Raw genomic sequence first — 12,561 nt, forward strand, 5'->3', positions numbered from 1 at the left:
GCGACTTTTGCGCGCAGCAGTGAGCGCATTTCAATATTTTTGAGGGTGCTCAGCAGTTTTATTTAGTTTTAGTCATCTTCTGCGGTCCAACCGTTTTCTTCCCATACTGCAGCGGGAATCAGACGGTCAACACGATCGAGTATAAAGTCGGGTTGATGCTCCTTGGGCAGCGCCAAAGCCTCTTTGGCAGTGGAGTCTCCGGTAAGGGGCATCGCGGAAAACATTCCAGTTTTCTTGGCCATTTCGATATCAGTGTAAAGCCGGTCGCCCACCATCATGCAGTGCCGGGGGTTAACGTCTAGACCTTCAATCGCTACCTCGAGCATTACGGGCTCCGGTTTGCCGGTAATAACCTGGCACTTGGTCTGAGTGCAGGCTTCAATGGCGGCAATAATCGCAGCACAGTCTGGCTCTCCGCGCCCTCCGGGGAAGGGGCAGTAACGATCCGGGTTAGTAGCGACCAGAATAGCGCGGTTATGGAACCAGATGGCATCGAAAGCTATCTGCAGCTTGCGATAGTCAAAAGTACGGTCATACGAAGCGATGACGATATCGATTTCTTTGGGATCATCACTGATCTTGATGCCCGCGTCATGCAGGGCATCAATCAAAGGTTGTTCCGCAATCGGAAAAACGGTCTTATCAGCGTGGTGATCTTTGAGCCAACGGGTCATAGTGACTACGGTGTTGGCAATGTCTTCTAGGGGAGTGGGAATATCCAATCCCTCTAGTTTGTCTACATAAAGATGGGGGTCTTTGGTGGGATTATTCGACAGGAAACGTACCGGAATCTCGCGACGCCGCAGTTCCTCGATTAGTCTTTTAGCCCCGGGTAATAGGTGGTCTCCCAGATAGATGGTGCCATCCATATCGAAAATATAGGCATCATAGAACTCAGTGGGGAACCTTAAAGCATTTCCTGTTTCCAATTGTTTTCCTCTCCAGTATTTATTGGGGTTGGGGTGGAAAGCAAAACTGCTTTCCACCCCAACATTTAGTTATATTTTAGACCTGCGGTGCCGGTACCAGGCCAGCGGCAACTACCAGCAGAGCCGAACCCTTAACCACGGTGTGGGAGAGCCAAATAGCAGCTGCCGGGGGGTCAATATGAGTATCGCCCCGGGCGTACATCAGCCTTTGCGCAAATTCGGCCAAGCCCGCAGCCATCACTCCAAATACTACGGAGGCTAGCAGCGCCAAATACAGGCTGTTTCCTAAAATTGGGAACCAAACCATGGCCGCTAGACCAGCGGTAATCGTAATGTGGTGGGTGACGGGAATCTTGAAGCCGAGAATCAGCATCAAAATGGTGATGGCAGAAATACCGAAGGGCAGAGCCTGAGCATTTCCAAGCAACGCTTTCTCGATGTCTGGGCTCAGGTAGGGGAGTAGGTGGGCAACGCTTAAAGCTAGTCCCCCGGCAAATATCGAAGCTCCTATCCCGATGGTTAACCACTGGGAGGGCTTTTCCTGCCAGCGCAGCCAGCATTCCTTATCGGTGAGCTGCGAAGTCCAGTTAAAGATTCCGGTCTTACCGAAGATCAGGCGGACTAGCAAACCAGATATCAGAACCGTTAATGCCACGGTGTCGGTGTTGTGACCAAACCAAGGAATCAAGCGGATGCAGCGTTCTAATAGGTAGCCGCCCAAGCCGAAGATTGCACCGATCCAGAGCATGGTGGGATTACCAAACCCGGCAGGCGAGGTATCAATATCCTTGCCCTTTTTCTCTCCGTTTAGGCCAAGTTTACCGGCGTAAGCATGGGCTGCAGCTCCACCTGCGAAGCAAATGTGGGGACCAAATACCGGCCCGAATGCCATGTAGTTAAGGACAATATCGCTTCCCGTGCTAGCAGCTACCGCGAAGCCCAGAAATACCGAGAAACCGGTCATTACGAAGGCCCAGTTACCGCCGATCGCAGCCCCGATGATTCCACCGCCAATGGCGCAGATTGCCCAAAACAGTGAAAATCCGGCTGAGGGACCAAACGAGTTTACAAAGTCGCTGGCACTTGCCGCCATTTGTATTGTTTCGATCATATTTTTAATACCTTTATTTAGATAGCGTTTGGCAACATTGCCAAACTTTTCAAAGTTCGACTCAAGCACTCACTTCAGCCGACATTTTACTGAAGTACTGGTTATCCGCAGGAACCAGGAGTGGTTTCCCCGTCGGTCTCCGGTACTTCGTAGTCGCAGATTAACTGGACTTTACGCGCCGAGTTGGACTGGGGGTCAAACTCGTAACCTAGCCATTCATTAACCAGGCGCCGCGCTAGTTCAATGCCGATCACGCGCTGCCCCAGAGTTAAAACCTGACCGTTATTGGACTTGATCAGGCGCTCCACACTGAAAGAGTCATGTCCCACGCTAGCGCGAATACCAGGAACTTTATTAGCGACAATCGCCATCCCGATTCCGGTACCACACAACAGCAGGGCGCGGTCTGCCTCTCCATCAGCAACCATGCGAGCACCTTTGATTCCCACATGCGGGTAGTCAACGTCCTCACCGGCGTTTAGCCCAATATCGATTACTTTTTCAACGCGCTCGTCTGCCTCTAAATCTTTTTTGATTATTTCTTTATAGTCGACGGCGGCTGAATCTGCTCCGATTACTATTCGAAGTCCCATTATTTTCCTCCTCTGGTCCTCGTCTTCGAGACCTAAATTCTTTCTATACTAGCTAGGGCAATTCGCCCTACCGATTCCTTAAAACTGCACTTATGAGCGCACGCGATCTAGAGAGCGTTTGGCAGCAGCTACTACGTGTTCGCTATCTAGTCCGAAGTGCGCAAATAGATCGCCTGCTGCGCCGGGCAGACCGAAGCCTTCGATACCTATGCTCTCGCCGTTATCTCCGACCAGGTCGCGCCAAGGATCAACCAGACCGGCTTCGATCGATACCCGAGCCTTCACGGCAGACGGTAGCACCTGCTCCCGGTAAGCCGCATCTTGAGCTTTGAACCATTCCATACAGGGAACGGATACTACCCGGGCAGCAATCGACTCTTTAGCCAAAGCCTCCCGAGCTTGCAATGCAAACTGAACTTCGGATCCAGAAGCCAGCAATATGACATCGGGCTGGCCCTCGGTGTCGGCCAACACATAGGCGCCCTTGCTGACATTCTTGGCACTGGCTAGCGCTTGGGCGCTGGCTCCCTCCATATCCTCGCGCTCAACGACCGGCAGACCCTGGCGGGATAGAATCAATCCGGCCGGACCGCGTTGACGGAGAATCTCCAACCAGCAAGCAGCGGTTTCATTGGCGTCCATGGGACGTACCATCGCCAAGTTGGGGATTGCGCGGTAGGCAGTCAAATGCTCCACCGGCTGGTGGGTAGGTCCGTCTTCGCCGACTCCGATAGAATCGTGGGTCCAGACATAAGTCACCGGAATATCCATTAGCGCAGCTAGACGCACCGCACCGCGCATGTAATCACTGAAGACGAAGAAGGTGCCTCCAAAGACGCGGGTAAGGCCGTCGAGCCCAATGCCGTTCATAACGGCACCCATACCGTGTTCACGTACCCCGAAGTGTAGTACCCGCCCAAAGGGGTTACCCTTCCACATATCGGTCTGTGCGGATTCGGGGATAAAGCTGGGAGCACCGGCAATAGTAGTGTTATTGGAACCGGCTAGGTCAGCGGACCCTCCCCAAAATTCGGGCATGACTGCGCCGATTGCGGAAATAACTTTTCCAGAGGCCGCCCGAGTAGCGACAGACTCTCCGGCAGTAAATACCGGGAGCGCATCCTCGATGCCCTCGGGAAGTTTACCTGCAAGAATCCGCTCTAGCAGCTGATTCTTGTCCGGATTCGCTTTCTTCCACGCTTCGAAGCGAGGATCCCAGTTGGAGTGCGCCTCCTGGGCACGGGCCGCGGCGTTGTCGCGGGAGTGCTTGACCGCCTCTTCATCGATATCAAACATTTTGTCCGGGTTTGCTCCCAGAGCTTTCTTCAAGCCCTTGAGTTCCTCTTCACCCAGTTTGGCGCCGTGAATAGCCCCGGTGTTCTGCTTGGTAGGCGAAGGCCAACCAATAATAGTACGCAAGGCAATAATCGAAGGCCGATTCTTTTCGGCTTTAGCCGCATTAATTGCCTGGTCAAGAGCGTTTACATCTTCGTCATACTTGCCATCAGCAGCTAGCCAATCCACGCGCTGAGTGTGCCAGCCATAGGATTCGTAGCGCTTTAGCACGTCCTCTTGGAAAGCGATATCGGTGTCGTCCTCGATAGAGATATGGTTATCATCCCAAATCACAATCAAGTTACCAAGATCTTGCACTCCGGCCAAAGAGCAAGCTTCGCCAGAGATACCTTCTTGCAGGCAGCCATCGCCAGCAATCACGTAAATATTGTGGTCAAAGGGACTTTCACCTAGGGGAGTGTCCGGGTCCAGCATCCCGTGAGCACGCCGAGAGGCCATCGCAAAACCAACTGCGGAAGCAATACCTGATCCCAGCGGCCCAGTGGTTACCTCTACACCCTTAGTATGCCGGTATTCGGGGTGACCAGGAGTGTAGGAGTTGAACGTGCGGAACTTCTTTAGATCCTCCAGTTCCAGGTTCTGTCCTGCTAAATACAGCTGAATATATTGCAGCAAGGAGGCATGTCCTGCAGATAGCACGAAGCGATCGCGGCCTAGCCAATCCGAATCTTGAGGATCGAAACGCAAGTGACGCTGGTACAGCAAGTAAGCTGCCGCAGCTAGCGAAATCGGGGTTCCCGGGTGTCCGCTACCGGCATTTTCGACCGCATCGGCGGCCAAAATCTTTGCCGTGTTAACTGCGCGTTGATCAAGTTCATTCCACTCAGTGGTCATATTTTTCCCTTCCAACATTGGATAACGTGGGTTTTTATTCTATTTTGATGCTAACAGCTAGCCTGAAGAAAAAACATCGCTTCAAGTTTTTGCTAACAAAAGTGCAACTATCTTTTTCAAACTTATTTTCGCACTTTGTCATTCGGGTTTGTGTAGATTTGGCGTACCAGTTTAGAAAATCCATAGATTGCACCATTAGTACTAGTTACCGGTCTGTAGGCTGGCAACCGTACCCAAAAGAGCTAGCCCTTCGATCCGATAATGTACATTATGTCAACTAAACTGGATTAAGGCAAATCCCGCCTCTAGGTTTCCCATGCTCCCCCTCTCCTGCCGTTTTGAGTTTAAGGGCCCCAAGGCTTTGAATTGCCTAGGAAACATTCCGGTAGAAAAAGGAGAATATTCCCAATGGCAGCTGACGAGCCGCTGAATCCGCCGCTGAAGGCGCTAGGCGATTCCCTAGAGGCGGAAGTAAAACACGGAAAAAATAAAAAACACCCGATTAATCAAGTACCGTCGGCTCCCCGGACCGCGCTGCTCTCACTGCAGCACGTGTTGGCCTTTTATGCGGGTGCCGTGGTGGTTCCCGTTGTAGTTGCTCACGGTTTAAAGCTAGATACCGCTACCATGGTGCATCTAATTAATGCCGATCTGTTTACCTGCGGAATCGCGACCCTAATTCAGTCGATCGGTTTTTGGCGTATCGGAGTGCGCCTACCGATTATTCAAGGGGTTACCACCATGGCGATCTCCCCGATGATCGCGATCGGCCTCGCAGTGAACCAAAACGGCGGCACCGAAGTACTGCCCACTATTTATGGCGCAGTGATTGTGGCCGGACTATTTACTTTCTTTGCGGCTCCACTTTTTGCCAAACTTATTCGCCTTTTCCCGCCCCTAGTTATCGGGATTGTATTAACTACTATGGGTACCACTTTGCTGGGAGTATCCGCCGCGGATGTAATTGGACGCGTTGACGAACAGGTACCACCGATGCCGATAACTTTGCGCTCTCTAGCCTATGGCCTAGGAACTTTGGCGATAATCGTGATCATCCAGCGCTTCTTTAAAGGCTTTATGGGAACCTTGGCAGTGCTATCCGGGCTGGTTATTGGTACCGGCGTCGCGGCAGTACTGGGCGATACCTCTTTTAATGAAGTCGGTAAATCCTCCTGGGTAACGGTTACTACCCCATTCTATTTCGGCTGGCCGCAGTTCTCCCTCACTGCCTGCATATCCATGATCGTGGTAATGCTGCTGACCATGGTAGAAACTACCGGTGACGTCTTTGCGACCGGCGAGATTGTGGGCAAACGCATTGGCAAGAAAGAAATCACTGCCGCTTTGCGCGCCGATGGTCTGTCTACTACTTTAGGGGGAATTTTAAACTCTTTCCCCTACACCTGTTTTGCGCAAAATATTGGCTTAGTACGGTTAACTAAAGTGCATTCTCGCTGGGTAGTAGCCGCTGCGGGTGGAATCATGATTATCCTGGGAGTTATCCCCAAGGCGGGCGCTATCGTAGCCGCGGTCCCCTCTCCGGTCCTAGGCGGAGCCTCTATGGCTTTGTTTGCGAACCTAACGTTAGTGGGTATTCAAACCTTATCCCGAGTTGACCTGTCTGATACCCGCAACGGAATTATTCTGACTACCTCGATTGCGCTGGCCATGCTAGTCTCCTTCAAACCGGCAATTGCGGACGCTTTTCCAGCTTGGGCGCACATTTTCTTCGCTTCCGGAGTAACCATGGGCTCGGTTACCGCTATCTTACTCAACCTGCTGTTCTTCCATGTGGGATGGCATTCTAAGGGCGAGGACGTAGCGCTGGGCACCGCCGGAAAACGCCGCTCTTTGCGGGCAGTTAACAAAATGAGCGAGGAAGAATTTGTAACCACGTTTGCCCGCTTATTTAACGGGGTTACCTGGCCGCTGCAAGCAGCCGCGGGGATGCGTCCTTTCCGGGACGTAGGCGAGCTTAAAGAAGCACTGCAAGATGCGGTAATGGTGGCAGGGAAAGACGCTCAAGACCAATTGATCGCATCCTATCCGGATGTAACCGCGATGCTGACTGCCAGCGAGAGCGAGGCCAAAGAAATTTCGCAGGACGTCGGCTCTTTGGCCTTGGGCAAGCTCACGGAAGAACAAAAGGCTCAGCTACGCACGCTAGAAAGCTCCTACCATGAAAAGTTCAACCTGCCACTGGTGGCGCTGCTTTCCCGGATGGATAGCGTGGACGCGATTATTAAGGACGGGGTTCACCGCCTAGAGAACTCTCCGCGGCATGAAAGGATAGTTGCCCTGGGACAGGTGGTAGAGGTAGTCAATGACCGCCTGGAGATTATGATGGCGGACGCCAACCCCATCCGTTCGGCTTGGAGCCGCAAGTTCGAGCAGCTCGACTAAAGCGGGCAGCTAACGACTATTTAACCTGGCCTGCCGGGGACGCAGAAGTATCCCAAGTCGGATCAAACCCACCCGGGGTTGTCCATACCCGAGTGGGAAGCTCCCCCGGCAGGTACTGGTTGCTTTCCGAACAGAAGATCGGTCCCGCAGGATCGTCAGTCTTCATTTGCGCCCGGTAGTCGCGCAGGGCACCAACTGCCCATTTTCCAAGGAAAATCAAAGCTACCAGGTTAACCAGAGCCATTAGTGCCGTTGCCCAGTCAGCGATCGACCATACCGATTTTAAGGGCAAAATCGCTCCAATCGCGGTAGAGGCGATTACCAGCAGCTTTAAAGGCAGAGCTGAACGATCTACTCCCACGATGAACTTATAGTTAGTTTCTGCGTAAGTGTAGTTCCCCAAGATGGTGGAATAACCGAAACAAACCATCATTACCATCACGAAAATAAACACCACAGTTTGGGTGGTGCTATTAGAACCTAAAGAAGTCACTATCGAATCCATAGTGAGCACTGCCCCATCGTCATGACTGTGTTTGTCCCAGAAAGGTACCGACATCAAAATAATGAAGGCGGTGGAGGTACAAACCAGCATGGTGTCTACGAATACCCCCAGGGCTTGAATCATGCCTTGCGTGGCGGGGTGACGCACGGTGGCGATAGCGGCAGCGTTAGGAGCCGAGCCCATCCCGGCCTCATTGGTAAACAGGCCGCGTTTAGTGCCGGTAGTGATCGCGGCAATGAACGCTCCCCCGGCTCCGGCAACTGCCGGCGGCATATAGGTGTTTGACTGTCCGAAAGCTCCCATAAAAATTTCCCGGAAAACAAAGGGAATCCGTTCATAGTTCAGGAGGATCACCAAGATGCCCATCCCTACATAGAGCAGCGCCATCGCGGGCGCCAGGTATTCGGAAAATTGGGCGATTTTACGCACCCCGCCAACTACCAACGGCAAGGTTAACAGCACCAGAATCAGGGCGCTAGCCCAGACGGGAAAACCGAGATATTCCGAGTTGGCCAGCTGAGAAATTGAGTTCGCCTGGATCATTTCAAAACTGAAACCGTAGGCGAAGATTAGTAGTACCGCGAACACGATTCCCCAGGCACGCGATCCTAATCCGCGTTGGATATAGAAGGCAGGTCCGCCTCTAAAAGTGCCATCCCCATTGCGTACTTTGAACATTTGCGCCAAGGTCGCCTCTACGAAAGCGGTGGCCATGCCTACCACGGCCACTACCCACATCCAGAAAACTGAGCCTGGACCGCCAGCAACGACCGCCAAGGCGACTCCGGTAATCGAGCCGGTGCCTACCCTATCGGCAAGTCCAATCGCAAACGCCTGAAAGGAAGATACCCCGCCTTCGGAGCCTCCCCGGGAGCGGGTAATCACTTTTAGCATGTGGGCGAACATGGTTATCTGCATGCCTTTGGTGCGCACGGTTAGCCAGATTCCCACCCCCAGCAGGGTCACCATTAACAGCCAGACTACCGAGTTGGAGTAGGCGGTATCTAGCAGACCCGAGATAGTTTCATTCCACTGGTCAAAGGCGCTTAGAGAGTCTTTAGCGGCCGCTATCGGCATAGGATGCTCCTTTTTTGAGGGGGGCGGCGGGTTAAGAAATCCTACCGTCATTCGAGACTGCCTCTCGAAACTTTCTTAAATATACTCGTGAAAGTTTCCGGTTATGAAATTGCGGGTGCTAGCTTAGGTTGGAAAAACTACGCGAATACGGGGGTGCTAGATTAAGCGGGAACTGCCCAAAGATGTTCGGGGAGGGCGGTTACTTTTACCCGATCCCCCACAATGAAGGGCTCGTCTCCGCTTTGACGACGGCTAGCAAGTACTCCGAACTCTGTTTCTACCTGCAATAAATAGGTATCCCCCTCAAATTGGGAACCCACCACCTGACCCACCTCACCCATAATCGGATCGTTTTGGTGCTCCGGTGGTAGATTGCCAATTTTTATGGAATAGGGCGAGCCGACCGCAACCACGTCGTGGCGCTGTCTACTCGCAGAAGATAAACTTTCGCTGGCCGGAATCTCTAAGTCCTCTCCCAAAGCAGATAAATGGGCGCTAACCTGCCCAAATCTATCAGTGGTGATCGTCGCCGGGGCGGCTAGTTGAGTCGTGGCTCCCAGATAGAGCGCAGTTTGTAAGTCGGCAGGGTGAGACACCAGATCCTGGGGGTAGTCATCTTGGATAATCTGCCCGCCACGCAGCAACATAATCCGGTCCGCAACCGCGAAGGCTTCCGGCAGGTCATGAGTAACGTAAAGCGAGGCCGCGCCAATGCGGCGATGGATCCGCTGAATCTCCCCACGCAGACGCGCACGAGAATAGGGATCTACGTGTGCTAAGGGCTCATCGAACAGCAACCACCGTGGCCGGTGCAGCAATGCCCGAGCTAGAGCCACCATTTGCCGCTGCCCAGTAGATAAAGAACCCGGGTAGTGCCGGGTTAAGGAACTAAGCCCCAAGTCAGTGAGGGTTACTTGCAGGTTTTCGCTGGTCCCCCCAGCCAGTGCCACATTTTCTTGAACAGTTAGATGAGGGAAAAGTCCATCAGTATCGGCGACGAGAGCGCAGCCGCGAGCAGCAGGAGGATAGCTCGATACCTCCTCCTGGCCGCAATAAATCTGACCCTTGCAGGGTTGTAAACCCGCAATTGCCCGCAGCAGCGTAGTTTTCCCCGCCCCCGAAGGACCAATCACCGCTACTAACTCCCCCGGATCAACCGAAAAAGATACCGGGCCCAGTACCTGGTGCCCCGAGCGCCAAACCTGCAAATCGTTTACGGTTAGCGTGGACGGTTCCATTTCCCCTCCTCTTTTGGTACCAGCACAAATAGGGTTATGGATACTACTAATGCCGCTAAAGCCAGCCCGAAAGCATCCGCATAGTTCGCTTCGTCCACCATCGCAAACATTTGGGGTACTATTACCGGGGTGTCGGGGGCGGCCACCCACATTAAGGGAGCCGATAAGGTGGTAGAAATGGCAACCACTGTTGCCAGGGTCAAACTGAAATAACGTTTAACTGCGGGCAGAAGAATTTTTAACGCTGTTTGCATGCGCCCCACTCCCAATACTTTCACCGCCTCGAACTCTGCTGGACCGATAGCACGAAAACGTGCCGCCAAAAAATAGGTTACCGGCATCCCAATCAAGAGGAAGGAACACAGGGAGAGGAATCCGCCACTCGAAAACGGCCATGACAGCCCCTGTTGACGTAAAAGCATCCACCCAGCTCCGATAGCGGCTCCCGGAAGAGAAAGAATCACAATAAAAAGAGCTTCGATCGTCATATGCCTGCTGGTAGTCCCCAATCGGCGGGTAGCTGCCAGCACCACTAGACACAAGAATGCAGCTAGGGCAGAAAGTAGCCAGGTGTTGATCACTGATTGCAATTTCGAGGTCGAAAATGAGGCATGATAAAGCAAATAAAGGATCAGTCCTGCCGAGGCTAAAGAGTAGGAAGCTACCCCCAACAGCGGCAGGGGGTGCGGAGAACCTAGGGGGAAGTTGGATGCCCCCAGCGGGGTGGCCGGGAAGAAATTTCGATAAGTAGTGAAATAAAGAGCGATTAAAATGCCCGCTGCACATAGGGAAAGTCCCGTCAATACCAGGGAAGCATGCCCAAGAAAGGCGGTTTCAAAACTTCCGGTGGCGCGCAGCCACAAGGAGTGGGCGGCGTTCATGGTTTTCCCACCCACCAGGTCAGGTACTAGAGGATCGGAAAGGGCCAGGGCAAAGGTAACTCCCAGGGACAAAGGGATAGAGGCAAAAAGCGGACGGGAGATTATTAAACAAAAAATATCCCAACGGCCAAGCCCTAAAATTCGGGCTTGATCTAGCTGATCACGGCGGATTGTTTTCAAAGTGGAGCGCGTAGAAAAATAAGCTAAGGGGGCAAGTGAGAAGGAAAATACCGCAATTACCGGAAGCGGGCCGGTAAGGTTGCTGGCCGAATATCCTGCAAATGAGCGCAGAGCACTAGCGACTATAAAAGGCGGAATGGCGATAGGACATAGACAAAGCATTTCCACGACTTGGCGGAGACGGCCAGATAGCAAACGGGCTCCCAGGGCGGCAGCGCTCCCCCAGGTGGTAGCTAAAATCGCCGAACCTACAGCCTCTAGGAGCGAAAGGCGGAGCGCTGAAGCGATGGCTTCTTCTCCGGCAAAAGGACTCACAATCGCGGCGCGAAATACGAACGCTAGTGGCCAAATGGCAGCCAAGGCGCAAAATCCCGAGATCACTAACCACGATGAACAACGCACCAAGACTTTTCTCATCAATCCCACCCCTGACTAGCAAACCAGGCGAGCCAACGATCGCGATCATCTGCTGATTTTTGCGGGCGTGCCGGCAAAATATGGGGATCTTTTCGCTGCAATCGCGATGCTAAAGAACCGGGGATCTCGTTGGTAATCGCCAGTTGTGGAGTCGCCGATTTTATCGCAACCTCTTGTCCCGGTTTTTGAGAAAGCCAATCCAGAAAGGCTTTCCCCGCCTGGGGATGCCGCGAATTTTTCAGCAGTGCCGCCGAGCCAATTTCATAGGAGGTTCCTTCTCGGGGATAACTAATCTCCAGATTCTGACCACTTGGCGTTTTACCCACGCAATACGGGGTAAAGGTGATCGCGAGTCCTGCCTCCCCTGCCTGCACCAGCTTTACGGGAGCAGTTCCCGAGTTAGTCAAGCGAGGCACGTTTGCATATATCTCTCGGATTGCTGACTTCGCCTGGCTCCCATAGATTTCATCTAGTACTCGGACTACGGTGAATGCTGTACCCGAAGTAAGTGGGGAGGGCGCTGCCACCAGTTTTAGATATTTCTTTTCCCGCAGCTCCGCCCAGGATTTTGGTATTGGCAACCCTTTAGCGGCAAGAGCTTGCCTATTAGAGCAAAACCCTAGCACCGAGCCATAAACCCCGAACCAGTAGTTCTCGCTGTCACGCATATCGGCAGGTATAGCGGCTATTCCTCGCGGTTTGTAGGGGGCAAGGAGATCGCGGCGTCGCGCCAAAACAAAGTTTTCTGCCGGGCCGCCTACCCAAACATCAAAATCAAGATTCTTGGGGCTTGATGCAATCCGGGTAAGTGCCTGCGCCGTAGGTAGCCGCAAATAATCTACTTTTTCGCCCGTGGAAGTGGCATAGGCGTCCCGCCAGGCCTGACAGATAGATTCTTCATTGGAACAGATAAAGAATAACTGCTGCGTTTTAGCTGGGCTGCAGGCGCTGAGCAGCAAGCTGACCGTGAGAGCAGCTAAAACCATTAAGCGGAAGCGCATGTCAGTAACGATAGCAGGCTGGCGGAAACATTTCGG

9 protein-coding genes are annotated in these 12,561 nt (G+C 52.9%); 1 reads left to right on the forward strand and 8 read right to left on the reverse strand.

Annotation, left to right across the window (positions count from 1 at the left end; genetic code table 11):
• Positions 1-68: 68 nt before the first annotated feature.
• From AC1EKS_RS00840 to tkt, 4 genes are all read right to left on the reverse strand, one after another.
• Positions 69-929, reverse strand: coding sequence for an HAD-IIA family hydrolase (locus tag AC1EKS_RS00840; protein ID WP_481008379.1), 861 nt, complete (start codon positions 927-929; stop codon positions 69-71).
• A gap of 76 nt (positions 930-1,005) precedes the next feature.
• Positions 1,006-2,040 (reverse strand): DUF7973 family transport facilitator, encoded by a 1,035-nt coding sequence (locus AC1EKS_RS00845; protein ID WP_481008380.1) that lies wholly within the window; start codon positions 2,038-2,040, stop codon positions 1,006-1,008.
• Positions 2,041-2,141: 101 nt separating this feature from the next.
• Positions 2,142-2,633 carry a ribose-5-phosphate isomerase gene (locus AC1EKS_RS00850; RefSeq protein ID WP_481008381.1) on the reverse strand — a complete coding sequence of 164 codons (492 nt, stop codon included), beginning with the start codon at positions 2,631-2,633 and terminating at the stop codon, positions 2,142-2,144.
• A gap of 90 nt (positions 2,634-2,723) precedes the next feature.
• Positions 2,724-4,823: a transketolase gene (gene tkt, locus AC1EKS_RS00855; protein WP_481008382.1), complete on the reverse strand. Its 2,100-nt coding sequence runs from the start codon at positions 4,821-4,823 to the stop codon at positions 2,724-2,726.
• A gap of 408 nt (positions 4,824-5,231) precedes the next feature.
• On the opposite strand from tkt, the gene AC1EKS_RS00860 reads away from it, so the two are divergent.
• The gene (locus AC1EKS_RS00860) at positions 5,232-7,226 is read left to right on the forward strand and encodes a solute carrier family 23 protein (RefSeq protein WP_481008383.1); all 1,995 of its coding nucleotides are present in this window, start codon (positions 5,232-5,234) and stop codon (positions 7,224-7,226) included.
• Between the two features lie 16 nt (positions 7,227-7,242).
• Here AC1EKS_RS00860 and AC1EKS_RS00865 read toward each other — a convergent pair whose 3' ends face one another.
• The 4 genes from AC1EKS_RS00865 to AC1EKS_RS00880 form a co-directional block, all read right to left on the reverse strand.
• Complete coding sequence (locus tag AC1EKS_RS00865) at positions 7,243-8,808, reverse strand: alanine/glycine:cation symporter family protein (protein WP_481008384.1); 1,566 nt, start codon at positions 8,806-8,808, stop codon at positions 7,243-7,245.
• A gap of 161 nt (positions 8,809-8,969) precedes the next feature.
• The gene (locus AC1EKS_RS00870; RefSeq protein ID WP_481008385.1) at positions 8,970-10,046 is read right to left on the reverse strand and encodes an ABC transporter ATP-binding protein; all 1,077 of its coding nucleotides are present in this window, start codon (positions 10,044-10,046) and stop codon (positions 8,970-8,972) included.
• Positions 10,028-11,524 carry an ABC transporter permease gene (locus tag AC1EKS_RS00875; protein ID WP_481008386.1) on the reverse strand — a complete coding sequence of 499 codons (1,497 nt, stop codon included), beginning with the start codon at positions 11,522-11,524 and terminating at the stop codon, positions 10,028-10,030. The genes AC1EKS_RS00870 and AC1EKS_RS00875 overlap by 19 nt, the downstream gene beginning before the upstream one ends.
• Entirely contained in the window at positions 11,524-12,525 is a 1,002-nt protein-coding gene (locus AC1EKS_RS00880) for an extracellular solute-binding protein (protein WP_481008387.1), read from the reverse strand. Before AC1EKS_RS00880 ends, AC1EKS_RS00875 begins: the two co-directional genes overlap by 1 nt.
• Positions 12,526-12,561 lie beyond the last annotated feature (36 nt).

The sequence above is a fragment of the Varibaculum sp. C0165D1 genome, from assembly GCF_056590355.1.